A 15964-nucleotide genomic window follows, 5' to 3' on the forward strand; every position below is an offset into this window, starting at 1 on the left:
CTGAAATCAAAACGCTTCTACTCCGTTTGTGACGGCCCGGGAGCGGATAAAACATGTTAAATATGCTGCTGATTACGATCGATCCACTATTGGGTAATGCCCGGCAACAAGTGTATAATGACAATGGATGAAGGATTATTAGAGGTGAACAAAATGGAAAGAGAAAATTTAGTGAAATCGGTAAGCCGGGCATTACATATTATCGATATCGTTAGTTCCGAAAAAGATGGATTGGGCGTGACGGAAATTGCTAAACAAATGGATATTAATAAAAGTTCTGTGTATCGTATTTTATCAACGCTTGTTCAATATGGATATATCGAGCAAGATAAGGAAACGGAACGGTACAAACTTGGCTATAAATTTTTAGATATTAGTTCCAAATTGCTCGAATCGATCGATTTGCGGCGAGAAGCAAAACCGTACTTGCGAGAGTTAGAAAAAGAAACGAACGAAGTCATTCATCTTGTCGTATACGACCAAGGAGAAGTCATTTATATTGAAAAGTTAGAAGGAACAGAAACGTTGCGCATGCATTCGAAAGTAGGAAAAAGGGCGCCGATGCATTGCACGGGGGTTGGAAAAGCCATCCTTGCCCATTTGCCTTTAAATGTGGTGCTAGAGATCATCGAGCGAAAAGGATTGCCAAAACATACGGATTTTACGATTACGGACCGGGATGCGCTTCTAAAAGAACTAGAGAAAGTAAAGCAAAAAGGGTATGCGCTTGATTTAGAAGAAAACGAGTACGGAATTCGCTGTATTGCTGTTCCTATTTTTGATTATTCTGGAAATGTTGTCGCCGCCGTCAGTATTTCTGGTCCGACGATTCGCATGACAGACGAACGAATAGAAAAACTTCAGGAACGCGTTCGGTATATTGGCAGTCAAATATCCGAAAGACTTGGATATAGACAAAAATAGATCATATTGCTCGGCAGCAAACTGCCGAGCTTTTTTATGTGAATAAAGTCATTTTTCTTGGCAATATCTCTATTCTTTCTATTAAAATAGAAAGATGAAATCGTTGAGGTGAGCTGATATGAAGAAAAAAAGCTTATTCGAATTGATTGAACAATTGCGAAGCGATCCGAATGTGGTGTATTGGCATGAAATCGAACCACAAGAAGCGAACACCGTTCCGATGCCGGAACATCTTGATTTGCGTTTACGAACAGCGCTTGAAAAGCGTGGCATCGCTTCTCTTTATACACATCAGGCAGCCGCTTATGAAGCGGTGCAAAACGGAAAAAATATCGTTGCCGTTACTCCGACTGCTTCAGGGAAAACGCTTTGCTACAATTTGCCTGTACTGCAAGCGATCGCAGAAAATGAACATAGCCGGGCGCTTTATTTATTTCCGACAAAAGCGCTCGCGCAAGATCAAAAAAGCGAATTGCACGAAATCATTGAGGAAATGGGCGTTCCGATTCATAGTTATACATATGATGGCGATACAGCGCCAGGCATTCGCCAAAAAATTCGCAAAGCTGGCCATATTGTCATGACAAATCCGGATATGCTGCATTCTGCGATTTTGCCGCATCATACGAAATGGGTGGCGTTATTCGAAAATTTGCGGTATGTCGTCATCGATGAGCTTCATACGTATCGCGGCGTGTTTGGAAGCCACGTGGCAAACGTCATCCGCCGATTGAAGCGCATTTGTCAGTTTTACGGAAGCAAGCCGATCTTTATTTGCACATCAGCAACGATTGCCAATCCGAAAGAACTAGCCGAACGCCTGACAGGGGAGCCAATGACATTAATTGATAATAACGGGGCGCCGCGGGGAAGAAAACATTTTGTTTTTTATAATCCTCCGGTTGTTCATCAACCTCTTAATATTCGCAAAAGCGCTACGGCCGAAGTGAACCGGCTAGCAAAACAGTTTTTAGAAAACGGCATTCAAACGATTGTATTTGCTCGCAGTCGTGTGCGTGTCGAGCTGATTTTAAGCCATCTTCAAGAACTTATTAAAGATCAATTGGGCACCAAAACGATTCGTGGGTATCGCGGCGGTTATTTGCCAAAAGAAAGACGGGAAATCGAAAAAGGATTACGGAGCGGGGAAATTATCGGGGTTGTTAGCACGAACGCGCTTGAACTTGGCGTCGATATTGGTCAGCTGCAAGTATGTATCATGACAGGATATCCCGGCACGGTCGCAAGCACATGGCAGCAGGCAGGAAGAGCTGGCAGACGTCACGGCGATTCCCTTGTCATTATGGTAGCGAGCTCTAGTCCGATTGACCAGTACATTGTGCAGCATCCGGAGTATTTCTTTGGCCGTTCTCCGGAAACGGCGCGCATCAACCCAGACAACATGCTGATTCTTGTCGATCATCTCAAATGCGCAGCATATGAACTTCCTTTCCGTCAAGGGGAAAAGTTTGGCGACCTCGAAGTGGAAGAAGTGCTTGAGTTTTTAACAGAGCAAAAAGTATTACATTACCGCGCAGGCAAATGGCATTGGATGAGCGACGCGTTTCCGGCGCATGATATTAGCTTGCGTTCTGCATCCCAAGAAAACGTCGTCATTATCGATATTTCGAAAACTGGCAACCATCGCGTCATCGGCGAGATGGACCGATTTAGCGCAATGACGCTATTACACGAAGAGGCGATTTATCTTCATGAAGGTGTGCAATATCAAGTGGAAAAGCTTGATTGGGAAGAAAAAAAAGCATATGTTCGAGAAGTGAACGTAGAATATTTTACGGATGCGAATTTAGCTGTACAGCTTCATGTATTAGAAGAAGACCGCAACGAGCAAAGACAGCTGCTGAGTCTGCATTACGGTGATGTTTCTGTACGCGCGAAAGCTACCATCTTTAAAAAAATTAAATTATCCACATTTGAAAACATTGGCTCGGGGCCAATCTATTTACCGGAAGAAGAACTACATACGACGGCAACATGGATCGAATTAGGAGAAGAACTTTCGAAAATGGACGCTCCTTTGCTGGAACAAGCGCTTGTTGGCATCTCAAATGTGCTTCGTCACCTCGTACCGATGTTTGTCATGTGCGACCGCACCGATATTCACGTCGTGCCACAAATGAAAGCACCTCATTCCGGAATGCCGACGATTTTTTTATACGATCGTTATCCAGGAGGCATCGGCTTATCGGAATCGGTTTTTGAACGGTATGATGAAATCATGGAAGAAGTGAAATATTTAGTCGAACGCTGCCCGTGTGAAAATGGCTGTCCTTCTTGTATTGGGGTGATCGAGGCAAGCAATCATTCCGTGAAAAAAAACGTAATCGCATTTTTACACAAGCTTCTAAGCAAGTAAATGAAGGGATGAACACCATGTCAATGAAGCAAAAATTAGCAAGATGGAAGAAACAACTTGCAACCCGGGCTTCCGTTCAGGAGGAACGTCCCGGTGTGCTCTTTGAAGAGCAACGAGAGAAAGAGGTTCCATTTCTTGATGAGTGGCAGAAAAAACATGTGCAGCCGTTCTTTTTTGATGGGGATTATTGTTTGATTCGTGAAGTAGTGTATCCGTTAGATTATCAGCATGGACGGTATCGACTTGGAGAGCTTCATCATATTCATAATTGTTGGCAAGACGCTTCTTTTACACATCCGCTTTCGAGCAAAGGACATGAAGCGAGCGATTTATTTTTCTTTGATACGGAGACGACCGGGCTTAGCAGCGGAACGGGACATGTCATTTTTTTGCTTGGCCATGCCCGTGTATATGAAGATCGGGTTGTTGTCCGCCAGCATTTTTTGCCGCATCCGGGAGCGGAAGTGGCATTGTATCAAAGTTTTTTATCGGAAGTCGACTATACGACGCTTGTCACGTATAACGGAAAAGCGTTCGATTGGCCGAAAGTCAAGACGCGCCATACGCTGATTCGCGATGCCGTTCCGAAACTGCCGGCGTTTGGCCATTTCGATTTATATCACGCATCAAGGAGAATGTGGAAACAAAAGCTTGAGTCTGTTCGCCTTTCCAATGTCGAAAAAGAGATATTGCAAATTGAGCGAGAAGAAGATGTTCCCGGTTTTTTGGCGCCGATGATGTATATGGACTTTCTATCGGCGCCGCATCCTGATCGAATTTTTCCGGTATTTCGCCATAATGAACTTGATGTTTTATCGTTAATTTGCCTCTATATTCATTTATCGAAACAGCTGCTAGAAGCGCCGCAACTAAAAGATGCATTTGAACAGTTGGAAACAGCTCGTTGGTTCGAGACGTTAGGAGAAACAAATGCCGCGAAAAACGTGTATGAGCGCGTGATCGAAAAAGAAACAAAAGAATCGTGGCAGGCCAAATGGCAACTATCGCTGTTATATAAAAAAGAAAAACGGTACGAAGAAGCAGTGGACATATGGAAAGAATTATGGCAGCATGGCAGTGATACGTGGAAGATGAAAGCCGGGGTTGAGTTGGCAAAAGCGTATGAACATTATTTCCGCGATGTCCATCAGGCGTATCACTATGCGACCAGCGTATATGAACGATGGAAAACGCTGTCTCGCTCCTATAAACAACGGAATACTGCTCAGGAATTAGAATTGATCAGGCGTATAGAACGCCTCAAGCGGAAAATAAGTCATTAAATATTTCCGTGGAAAGCGCAGGGTGCGACAGAAAATAAAGAAAATTTGTTTTTTCATTTCGAATCTTGTAGAAAAAACAAAAAATATGTACAATTGCTTCGGGATAGATAAAAACAAACGAAATGGCGGGGAGAAAACGATGCGGAGCATGTACAAAAAAATTTTTTACTTGTTTTTTCTCGTAATATGTTTAACGTTTGTTGTGTTTAGAAACTTAACGTAATTTGGCTGTCCGTTACAGACGAATATGAAAAAATGGGTGTCTATACTAGTACATGTCCGCTCCTTTCATCATAGGCTGATATTGTAAAACATAAGCTTATGAAAAGAAAGGAGAATGGATATGCATTGCAGACCACATGTATTGGCACCGATTGTTCATCCGCCACGATGTTGTGTACAACATCATTTCCAAGCAACAATCGTACCACACATTCATCCATCACATACGACACATGTCAACCATCATCTTTTCCAACATCAGCATTATTTCCCGCATACGGAGTCGGTTGTCAACCAAGTAGCCAACCAACATTGCAATTTCCCTGGTCCTGCTCCGTTCCCATGGGGATATTAATCCCAATGAAACAGGAGCCGCCATGGCGGTTCCTGTTTTTTGGCAAAGAGAAGGAGTATAAAAACAATGAGAGTGCTTGCGATCACAGGATATAAACCGTATGAGCTGAATATTTTTTCTAATAATCATCCAGCTGTTTCCTATATTCAATTAGCGATACGTCGAAGGCTGCTTTCACTGTTAGAGGAAGGACTGGAATGGATTGTGATTAGCGGACAATTAGGAGTAGAGCTTTGGGCGGCTGAAACAGCATATGACCTGCGAGAGGAATATCCTCAGTTGCAAGTTGCTATTCTTACGCCGTTTTTGAATCAAGAAGAACGATGGAATGAAATGAACCGTGAATATTATGAATGGATTGTATCGCAAGCTGATTTTGTCGACAGCATTACAAAACGGCCATACGAAAGTCCTGCACAGTTTCGCTGGAAAAATGAATGGATCGTCCGAAAAAGCGACGGTTTACTCATTGTCTATGATGAGGAAAAAGAAGGGACACCGAAATATATGTTAGAAGTTGCGAAACGAAAAGAAAATTACGCCATTTTTCCCATTACGTTTTCCGATTTACAGGCTATTATAGAAGAAGCGCAGATCAATGAAACGCAAATTGACAATCGATTTGATTTCTGAAAAAATAAAGATAATAGCGGAATGTGGAATTGAGGTGAAAAAGATGTTAGCCGGTCGTATTAAATTAACGCCAAAAGAAATTTTAGAAAAAGAATTTAAAGTAAGTATGCGGGGGTACAATCAAGACGAAGTCGATCAGTTTTTGGACATGATTATTAAAGATTATGAAACGTTCCAACAGGAAATTGAGCAGCTCCAGCAAGAGAACGCTCGTCTGAAACGGCAAATAGAAGAGCTGCAAAAACGGCCATCTGCGCAAGCGGGAACAACAAACTATGATATTTTGCAACGGTTATCTAATTTAGAAAAACATGTATTTGGCAATAAATTATACGATTAATTTTTTTGTTGGACAAATGGAAAAGATCATGTGCTGCATGGTAAAAGTACATATAGTTCGAAAATTTTCCTATTGAAATAACATGAAAAATGAACTATACTACAATGTGCAAACGACGTTAATAATGTTCGGGTAATCGCTGCGGCAATTCATTGCCGTAGAGGAAAGTCCATGCTCGCACGGTGCTGAGATGCCCGTAGTGTTCGTGCCTAGCGAAACCATAAGCTAGGGCAGTCTGGCGTAATGCTGGGCTGACGGCGGGGAAAGAACCTAAGTCCCAAGGCTTCTCTTGGGATATGGTTCGATTACCCTGAAAGTGCCACAGTGACGCAGCTCTAAGGGAAACCTTAGAGGTGGAACGCGGTAAACCCCACGAGCGAGAAACCCAAATTATGGTAGGGGCGCCTTCCCGAAGGAAATGAACGGAGGGAAGGACAGATGGAGTTTTTTCCATCTGTAGATAGATGATTACCGCCGGAGTACGAGGCGACAAGCCGTTTGCAGTACGAAGGTACAGAACATGGCTTACAGAACATTATTAACGTCGGAGATGGTATATGGTATAACGAAAAAGCTCTCCTGCATGAAGGAGAGCTTTTTCATTGCTTAAAAAATAACTATAGTCACAGTATGAATATTTTTTATAATAGATGGGTAGTGATTTAAGAGAAGGAAGAGGGATGTAAGTGTATGATTATGATCAAAAGTCAATAGATATACATACATTTATTGAGATCGCAAAAAATATTTTCCAATATTCTAATGAAAGCATTATTGTTACTGATGCGCAAAATAGAATTTTATTCGTCAATCCGGCATTTGAAATTGTCACTGGATACAGTGCGGAAGAAGTAATTGGCAAAAACCCGCGTGTTTTGCGATCTGGAATGCATGATAAACCATTTTATGAAAAAATGTGGAATGATATAGAACAACATGGAGTGTGGAAAGGGGAAATATGGAATAAGCGAAAAGACGGGGAATTGTATCTGGAGTGGTTAACGATTAGTGCAGTAAAGGATCGAAAGGGAAATGTGACGAATTATGTGGCCGTTTTTTCTGACATTACAGAACATAAACGAAATATAGAGCGATTAACGAGACTAGCGTTTTATGATACATTAACAAAAGTGCCGAATCGGCACTTGCTTGAAAAACGATTAGAAAGTATTATCCAAATGTCCAAAAAACATAATCAGTCATTTGCTTTATTATTTTTAGATTTAGATCGCTTCAAAAACATTAATGATACGCTAGGTCATCGCGTGGGAGATATGTTATTGAAAGAAACGGCGCAGCGTCTCAAAAGTCTGTTGCGAAAACAAGATACGATCACGAGGTTTGGCGGTGATGAATTCGTCATTATTTTGCCAAGTTTAAAACATATTCGCGAAGCGGTATATATAGCGGAAAAAATTGTGGAATCATTGAAAAGGCCATTTTATGTTAACCATCAAGAAATGTATATATCGACTAGCATCGGAATCAGTGTTTATCCATTTGACGGAACAGACAAAGAAACGTTGATACGCATGGCAGATCGCGCGATGTACGAAGCAAAAAAGAATGGAAGAAATCAATATGTTTTGTATCATGACGGAATGCATCATAACGGCAAACAGTTGTTTCAACTTGAAACCGCGTTGAGGAAGGCGCTTGATCGAAGAGAATTTGAACTTTATTATCAGCCGCAATTAGACGTAAAAACGAAACAAATTCGTGCGGTAGAAGCGTTGATTCGATGGAACCATCCAGAAAAAGGATTTATTTCTCCAGCAATGTTTATTCCGCTTGCCGAAGAATCGGGTTTAATTACGCCGATTAGCGATTGGATTATGATGCAAGCCTGTGAACATTTGAAACAATTGCAGTTACGTTTTCCTTATGTAAAAATGAGCATGAATATTTCTCCTATTTATTTTCAACAAATTGATTTTATAGAAAAATTGCAAAAAACGATAGAATCGGTAAACGTGAATCCGCGTTCGATCGAGCTGGAATTGACAGAAAGCGCCGTCATGCCTCACGCTGAAAAGTCTGTAGAAAGACTCACCATGTTAAAAACAATGGGAATAAGCATTGCGATTGATGATTTTGGAACAGGATTCTCTTCGTTAAGTTATTTGCATCGTTTTCCGATCGATATATTGAAAATCGATCGAAGTTTTATCAAACAATTATCTCAGTATCGAGAAGAATCGGCAATTGTTAACGCGATCATTATGATGGCGCATAGCCTTCGAATTCAAGTGGTGGCTGAGGGAGTGGAAATGGAGAAACAGTATCAAATACTTGAAAAGCAATCTTGTGATTTTGTACAAGGATATTATGTATCTAAGCCGCTGCCAATTAGCGAATTATATGAGTTTTTAGATATGTGGAACCATCTTTATGATTAAAAGCGCCGTGCTTGCTAGTGTTTTGTTCGGATGGTTACATACAATTGCGAGAGTTTGAGGTTTTATAACATAAAAAAATAGGAGGACAAAAATGGGTTCGATTACGTTAATCGCTACGGCGGCGATGGGAGTGGAATCGATCGTCGCCGATGAAGTGCGTCGTCTCGGTTATGAGTGTCAAGTGGAAAATGGAAAAGTGACGTTTACCGCTGATGAGCTGGCGATTTGCCGCGCTAATTTATGGTTGCGCACCGCAGATCGCGTGAAATTGAAAGTCGGAGAATTTAAAGCGACAACGTTTGAGGAGCTGTTTGAGCAAACAAAAGCGTTGCCATGGGCGGATTATTTGCCGGTGAATGCGAATTTTCCTGTCATCGGAAAATCAGTAAAGTCAAAGCTTTTTAGTGTTTCCGATTGCCAGGCGATTGTGAAAAAAGCGGTGGTGGAAAGTTTAAAAAAACATTACCGTGTTTCATGGTTTGAAGAAACCGGACCGCTTTATCGCATTGAAGTAGCCTTGCATAAAGATATTGCCACATTAACCATTGACACAAGCGGAGCAGGGCTGCATAAACGCGGTTATCGCACCCTCCAAGGGGAAGCTCCATTAAAGGAAACATTGGCAGCCGCACTCGTGCAGCTGACGAATTGGACGCCGGACCGGCCATTTGTCGACCCGTTTTGCGGATCGGGAACGATTCCGATCGAGGCGGCGCTGATTGGCCAAAATATCGCGCCAGGATTTAATCGTGACTTTGTCTCCGAACAATGGGACTGGATTGGTGAAAAAACATGGGAGCGAGCACGGGAGGAAGCAGAAGATTTGGCCAACTATGACCAGCCTCTCGATATTTCCGGGTTTGACATTGACCATCGCATGGTGGAAATCGCAAAAACAAACGCACTGGAAGCCGGATTTGCCGATTTAGTGTCATTTAAGCAAATGCAAGTAAAAGATTTTCGCACAAGCAAAGAATATGGCGTGATCGTCGGCAATCCCCCGTATGGCGAACGGCTTGGCGAGCGCAGGGAAGTAGAAGCAATGTATCGGGACATGGGCAAAACGTTCTCTGCCTTAGATACGTGGTCTGTTTATATTTTGACGGCGCATAAAGAGTTTGAAAAACATTATGGGAAAAAAGCGACGAAGCGCCGCAAATTATTCAACGGTTTTATCGAAACACATTATTACCAATACTGGGGTCCGCGTCCGCCGAAAGAAAAAGATATTGCCGAACGAAAATAAGCTTCTCATGTTGCCATGCTTGCAACGAATGAGAACATCCCTTTCTGCATATAATATGGATATTATGATGAACTATTTTAGCAGGAAGGTGATATACAATGAGACATTCTTCCATTGATTGGATGAAAATTTCAGAAGCGCTCAATAATACGTATGAATTATTAGTACAACAAAACATTGAAGATGAGCATTTAAAACAAATCGAAATGGCGAAAAATATGTGGAAGCAGGCTTTTACATACCGCATATCTAGTTCGATGAAAGCATAAAGCAATAAAAGTTTGCGCTCGGCTCATTGCTCATTATTGACTTCTGTTGCATGATGAATCATAATAATATCTTGTTAGACTTTTTACAAATGATTTGTCAGATGATAGACAGCGCGCAGCAGTAAAAGCATTGCGCGCTAACGTTTGTTGAATGGATTTGGACAGGCGTGAAAGTCTTAATATATTTTTGGAGGGTTTTTTGACGATGAGCCGTGAGCGCTATCCTTTTACATTAGAAAAAAACGAAAATTTCTTTGATAAACTAGGGGAATGGATTGGCGATGTCTTTTACGACATTTTGCCAGAAGCAGGGTTTGAGCTGCGGGATGAGCAAATATATATGGCGTTTCAGCTAGAACGCGCGTTTAGAGAGAAAAAAGTGATGTTTGCCGAAGCGGGAGTCGGTACCGGAAAAACGATCGTATATTTGTTGTATGCGATTTGCTATGCCCGTTATACAGGGAAGCCCGCCATTATTGCCTGTGCCGATGAAACGCTCATTGAGCAGCTAGTGAAGAAAGAAGGGGATATTGCAAAATTATCGAATGTGCTAGGTTTACATATTGACGTACGCTTAGCGAAATCCCCAGATCAATATTTATGTTTGAATAAACTGGATGAAGCAGTGATGTATGATGATAAAGACATCGAGCTTTACGAACAAATTTACGACGAGCTCCCTGCGTTCGTTCACGATAATAAGCCGCTGCAAGCATTCTATCATTATGGAGATCGCAAAGAATACGCTCATTTAAGCGATGAACAATGGAAAAAAATCGCGTGGGATCCGTTTCAAGACTGTTTTACATGTGAAAAACGCCATCGCTGTGGTCAAACATTATCGCGGGAATATTACCGGAAAGCGGCTGATTTAATCGTCTGTTCACATGATTTTTATATGGAACATGTTTGGACATATGAAGCGCGCAAACGCGAAGGGCAGCTCCCGCTTTTGCCGGAAGCAAGCTGCGTTATATTTGACGAAGGGCATTTGCTAGAGTTTGCCGCACAAAAAGCGTTAACCTATCGGATGAAAGAAACAACGTTAGAAAACCTGCTCACACGTCTGTTAGAAAATGATATCCGTGAAGAGCTTGCTTATTTGATCGAAGAAACGCTGCAAATAAGCGTGCGGTTTTTTGATGAGCTAAAGTCTTGTTCAAAAGAAGTAGCCGGTTCTAACCGTCAAGAAATTACGTTTTCGGAAAAACTGCTTCGCCTTGCCAAACAATTGCATGCCAAAATTATCGACATCGGCAATGAGCTTGTGTTTGAAAGCGAAACATATACGATTGATCATTATCAATTGAACATTGTGGATGAATATTTAGACCAACTTGAATATTCGCTTGATTTATTTATGAATAATGCCGATGCCATTACGTGGGTGGAGTCATCGCGTCAAGAAACCACTCTTGTCGTTATGCCTCGCACTGTGCAGGAAGTATTGCGGGAAAAAGTATTTAATAAACGCATTCCGTTTATTTTTTCCTCTGCCACACTATCAAATCGCAAGTCATTTCAGTATATTGCAGAAAGTCTTGGAATTGATGAGTATTTATCGTTTAGTGTGGAATCGCCATTTGATTACGATAACCAAATGACGATTTTTATGCCGACGTTTACAAATGATGAAAACTTATTTTCACAAAAATATGAATATGCGTTGCGTAAAATTCGCGAAACAGAAGGACGAGCGCTTATTCTGTTCCCGTCAAGACAAGAGTTGCAGCAATTTAAAGAGCGGGCAAGCGGCGAGAAGGAATTTGCCTTTTTGTTTGAAGGAGATCAAGAAATTAGCGAGCTTGTTGCGACATTCCAAGCAAATGAAGAAACGATATTATGCTCAGAACATTTATGGGAAGGATTGGATATTCCGGGGCCGTCACTATCGAACGTCATTATTTGGTCGCTACCGTATCCTCCGAATGATCCGGTATTTCAGGCGAAGCGAAAGGCATATGATGATTCATTTTGGAGGGTCGATGTGCCGTATATGTTGCTAAGGCTTCGTCAAGGAGTAGGCCGCTTGATCCGCACACGTGAAGACCGCGGCATCGTTTCTATTTTTGTGACAAATGATGAGAATGATAAGGTTATTGAAGCAATTAAAGAGGTATTGCCGACAAAAGTGAGGGAAGAATAATTTCTTTCCTCATTTTTTATCGCAAAAAAGAGGAAATCCGCTTTTGATCATGGAAATATTATCATGCAACAAAAGATACAGGAGGAAACAAGATGATCAAAAAAATAGAAGAGCAGTTTTTGCAATACGTAAAAAAAATGATGAGCTATAATGAAGCTATTCAATTAATGTATTGGGATTTGCGGACGGGCGCCCCGAAAAAAGGAGTCGAACAACGTTCAGAAGTCATCGGAATTCTTTCGCAAGAAGTGTTTAAAATGTCCACGTCAGAAGAAATGGCCGCCTTTATCGCTAAATTGTCGCCAAAACATGAACAGCTTTCGGAGGTCACTCGCTATACGTTAGAAGAATGCAAAAAAGAATACGAGCGAAACAAAAAAATCCCAGCAGATGAATATAAAGAATATGTTGTATTGCAATCAAAAGCGGAAAGCGTGTGGGAAGAAGCAAAGGCAACGGCTGATTTTGCCCTGTTTCGTCCATATTTAGAGAAATTAGTAGAATTTAACAAACGATTTATTGAGTATTGGGGATATAAAGGAAATCCGTACAACACGCTTCTTGATTTATATGAACCAGGAATGACGGTGGATGTGTTAGACGAAGTATTTCAGAAGCTGCGTGAACATATCGTTCCTCTTGTGCAAGAAGTCGCCGCCTCTCCAAATCAGCCGGAAACGTCGTTTTTATTCCATCGGTTTCCAAAGGAAAAACAGCGCGCTTTTAGTCTGGAGCTGTTGCGAGAGCTTGGCTATGATTTTGCGAAAGGCCGGTTGGATGAAACGGTTCATCCGTTTGCGATTGGCCTCAATCCGAACGATGTCCGGATTACAACACGGTATGATGAACGCGATTTTCGCACCGCTATATTCGGAACGATTCATGAATGCGGTCACGCCTTATATGAACAGCATATTTCAGAAACATTGATTGGGACGCCGCTGTGCACAGGTACATCGATGGGAATTCATGAATCGCAGTCGTTATTTTATGAAAACTTTATTGCCCGTCATTATTCATATTGGAAACGAAATTATCCGCGCTTGCAGCAATATGCTCCTGAGCAATTTTCTGGCGTATCTCTCGATGCGTTTTATCGCGCGATTAATGAAGCAAAACCATCACTTATTCGGATTGAGGCAGATGAATTAACTTATCCGTTACATATTATTGTTCGTTACGAAATCGAAAAAGGATTGTTTAATGGAACGATCGAAGTAAAAGATTTGCCGGAGATTTGGAACGATAAATATGAAGAATATCTCGGCATCCGTCCGGACAATGACGCGGTTGGCGTATTGCAAGACGTGCATTGGTCTGGCGGAAGCTTTGGATATTTCCCATCTTATGCGCTCGGTTATATGTATGCGGCGCAGTTTAAGCATGCGATGCTAAAAGATTTGCCGCATTTCGATGAATTGCTCGAAAAAGGGGAATTAACGCCGATTCGTGAGTGGCTGACAGAGAGAATCCATCGATTTGGGAAGACGAAAAAGCCGCTGGAAATTTTGCAAGAGGCAACCGGAGAGGCGTTGAATGCCGACTATTTGATCCGTTATTTAGAAGAAAAATATAAAGCAATTTACCAACTATAAAAAAATCCTCCCTCCTTTTTAGAGGAGGGGGGATTTTGTATTACCATAATTTATAACCTTTTGACCCCGGAGGAGCATTTTGAATCATATCGACAAACGGGATTGTGTAAGCGATCAAAATGAGCGCGACCGTAATACCAATCCATAGTTTCCAGTTATCCATAGCAAGTGCTACGCGTTCTTGCGGTTCTGCAGCTTCAGCGACAGGAAACTCTGTTTCTCCTTTTGGAGCGAAAAATGCTAAGTTGATAACAATAACAAGAACTAAAATAATACCGATGAATAAAATCGTTCCGCCGACCGCTTGGGCGATTTGATATGGAATCCACTCAAGCGCTTGCGGTGAGTTTCCGTAAGTGGAAAATGCCGAACGGCGCGGCGCTCCAAGTAATCCGGCAAAATGCATCGAACCGGACATAAACGACATGCCGATCGTCCATAACACCGCTTGAATAATCGCTAAACGGTTCATCGCTTTTGTCATGATGCGGCCGCTTAAATGCGGAATGAGCCAGTATGCGGCACCGAAGAATGTAAGCACGACCGTTGTTGCAATTGTTAAATGGAAGTGCCCCGTTACCCAAATCGTATTATGGACGACTTGGTTCATTTGATGGGAAGCATTAATAATTCCACCGGCGCCGGCAGGAATGAAGAATACCATTCCGACAAACGGCGCGAAAAAGCGCGCATCTCCCCAAGGCAGTTTGCGAAGCCAACCAAATAGCCCAGTTGCTCCTTTTGAGCGTCCGTATGATTCAAATGTCGCAAACATCGCAAATGCAGTCATTAGCGACGGAACGACTACCATAAGCGTTAAGAAAACTTGTACGAATTTCCAAAACGGCGTAATACCAGGTTCAAGCAATTGATGGTGGAATCCGACAGGAATCGAGAGAAATAGGAACAAGATAAATGCTAAACGTGCTAAAGAATCAGAGAAAATTTTTCCGCCAATGATTTTTGGAATGGCAACATACCAGACCATGTAAGCCGGAAGCAACCAGAAATAAACGAGCGGATGCCCGAAATACCAGAACAATGTCCGGCTGACTAAAACGTTCACTTTGTCAACGATGCCGAGCGACCATGGCAGCAATTGAAACAAAACAGTTGCGGCGACGCCTAGCGTACAAACAAGCCATAAAACCATATTCGTTACCGACATAAAGGTAAGCAGCGGGCTGGCTTGGCCAGGATGCTGTTTTTTCCAACGCGCATAGTGGGCAAAGGTCGCAAAGCCGCTAATCCAGCTGCCAACAACTAAGAGCGTTAAACCAATATAAAAGCCGGCATGTGCTTGCAATGGCGCATAGAATGTGTAGAGGACTGAAGCCTGACCGGTTAAAATGTAGAATACTGTCATCGCTGTGCCGATCGTCATCGTCCAGAAGCCAACCCAAGCCCAAAAGCGGACGCGATCGGATAACGTTCCGGACGTGCGGCTTATTGCGGCGAATTGAAATCCGATAATAAAGAATGTCGTTAATACGAGACCAAGCAATGTACCGTGTGTCGTTAAAATCGTATAATAGCTGATGCCTGATGGTAAATTAAATTTTCCAGAGCGCACCAGCGTTTGTAATAATCCAGCCAATCCTCCTAAAGCAAGGGCGGTAAACGCGACATAAATATGCGCTAAAGCTAATTTTGCGTCACGACGATCTACTTTCATTGTTTCGTTCATCATTAATCCACCACCTTAATTCGTCCAGTCATCATATGGTGACCAGCACCGCAATATTCATTGCAAAGGATCGTATATTCGCCTGGTTGATTAAATGTGTGTGTAAGAGTATTGATATACCCTGGCTCCACCATCATGTTAACGTTTGTGCCTGCTACTTCAAAACCATGGATCACATCTTTCGACGTCACATTAATCGTCACTTTCGATCCTTTTGGAATTTCAATTTGGTTTGGTGTAAACGCAAATGCACTTACGACAATATTAAGTTGATACTCATTATCCCCGGTTTTGACTAATCCAGGTTTGTCAAACGGCGGCGTTTGATCCACCTTCTCAGGATCGATCGTCGTCAAACAGCTTGGCGGCTGTTGGCCTTCAGCGAAGGCGCTTACACCGACGATGGCCAGAAAAGTGAAGAGAATGCCGATTCCGAACACAAGCCAAATTTTTTCGTATTTGTGGATATGCATGCTATATCCCCTCCT

General features: G+C 42.2%; 13 protein-coding genes and 1 other RNA gene. 12 read left to right on the forward strand and 2 right to left on the reverse strand.

Going from position 1 to position 15964, the window contains the following annotated elements; all coding sequences use genetic code 11:
• The first annotated feature begins 153 nt into the window (after window positions 1-153).
• The 12 genes from QSJ37_RS00790 to QSJ37_RS00845 all read left to right on the forward strand — a co-directional run bounded on the left by QSJ37_RS00790 (window position 154) and on the right by QSJ37_RS00845 (window position 13789).
• On the forward strand, window positions 154-924 hold the full coding sequence (locus tag QSJ37_RS00790; RefSeq protein ID WP_285754710.1) for an IclR family transcriptional regulator: 771 nt from the start codon (window positions 154-156) through the stop codon (window positions 922-924).
• A 118-nt stretch (window positions 925-1042) separates the two neighbouring features.
• A complete protein-coding gene (locus QSJ37_RS00795; protein ID WP_285752776.1) occupies window positions 1043-3301 on the forward strand; it encodes a DEAD/DEAH box helicase in 2259 nt (752 codons plus the stop codon).
• 17 nt (window positions 3302-3318) lie between these two features.
• Window positions 3319-4584: a ribonuclease H-like domain-containing protein gene (locus QSJ37_RS00800; RefSeq protein ID WP_285752778.1), complete on the forward strand. Its 1266-nt coding sequence runs from the start codon at window positions 3319-3321 to the stop codon at window positions 4582-4584.
• Window positions 4585-4927: 343 nt separating this feature from the next.
• Window positions 4928-5161 (forward strand): CotD family spore coat protein, encoded by a 234-nt coding sequence (locus tag QSJ37_RS00805; RefSeq protein ID WP_285752780.1) that lies wholly within the window; start codon window positions 4928-4930, stop codon window positions 5159-5161.
• Window positions 5162-5227: 66 nt separating this feature from the next.
• A complete protein-coding gene (locus tag QSJ37_RS00810) occupies window positions 5228-5794 on the forward strand; it encodes an SLOG family protein (RefSeq protein WP_062756004.1) in 567 nt (188 codons plus the stop codon).
• A gap of 43 nt (window positions 5795-5837) precedes the next feature.
• Window positions 5838-6134, forward strand: coding sequence for a cell division regulator GpsB (gpsB, locus tag QSJ37_RS00815; RefSeq protein ID WP_015864078.1), 297 nt, complete (start codon window positions 5838-5840; stop codon window positions 6132-6134).
• 124 nt (window positions 6135-6258) lie between these two features.
• Window positions 6259-6667: RNase P RNA component class B (gene rnpB / locus QSJ37_RS00820), an RNA gene on the forward strand.
• Between the two features lie 153 nt (window positions 6668-6820).
• Window positions 6821-8533: a putative bifunctional diguanylate cyclase/phosphodiesterase gene (locus QSJ37_RS00825; protein ID WP_285752785.1), complete on the forward strand. Its 1713-nt coding sequence runs from the start codon at window positions 6821-6823 to the stop codon at window positions 8531-8533.
• Between the two features lie 91 nt (window positions 8534-8624).
• A complete protein-coding gene (locus tag QSJ37_RS00830) occupies window positions 8625-9779 on the forward strand; it encodes a THUMP domain-containing class I SAM-dependent RNA methyltransferase (RefSeq protein WP_285752787.1) in 1155 nt (384 codons plus the stop codon).
• Window positions 9780-9877: 98 nt separating this feature from the next.
• Window positions 9878-10048 carry a hypothetical protein gene (locus tag QSJ37_RS00835; protein ID WP_285752789.1) on the forward strand — a complete coding sequence of 57 codons (171 nt, stop codon included), beginning with the start codon at window positions 9878-9880 and terminating at the stop codon, window positions 10046-10048.
• A gap of 205 nt (window positions 10049-10253) precedes the next feature.
• Window positions 10254-12194, forward strand: coding sequence for an ATP-dependent DNA helicase (locus QSJ37_RS00840; RefSeq protein ID WP_285754711.1), 1941 nt, complete (start codon window positions 10254-10256; stop codon window positions 12192-12194).
• Between the two features lie 92 nt (window positions 12195-12286).
• Window positions 12287-13789, forward strand: coding sequence for a carboxypeptidase M32 (locus QSJ37_RS00845; RefSeq protein ID WP_285752791.1), 1503 nt, complete (start codon window positions 12287-12289; stop codon window positions 13787-13789).
• A 40-nt stretch (window positions 13790-13829) separates the two neighbouring features.
• Here the strand turns inward: QSJ37_RS00845 and QSJ37_RS00850 are convergent, their stop codons facing one another.
• Window positions 13830-15479: a b(o/a)3-type cytochrome-c oxidase subunit 1 gene (locus QSJ37_RS00850; protein ID WP_285752793.1), complete on the reverse strand. Its 1650-nt coding sequence runs from the start codon at window positions 15477-15479 to the stop codon at window positions 13830-13832.
• Complete coding sequence (locus QSJ37_RS00855; RefSeq protein WP_285752795.1) at window positions 15479-15949, reverse strand: cytochrome c oxidase subunit II; 471 nt, start codon at window positions 15947-15949, stop codon at window positions 15479-15481. Before QSJ37_RS00855 ends, QSJ37_RS00850 begins: the two co-directional genes overlap by 1 nt.
• Window positions 15950-15964 lie beyond the last annotated feature (15 nt).

Source organism: Parageobacillus sp. G301 (assembly GCF_030268025.1).
Taxonomy (GTDB): domain Bacteria; phylum Bacillota; class Bacilli; order Bacillales; family Anoxybacillaceae; genus Parageobacillus_B; species Parageobacillus_B toebii.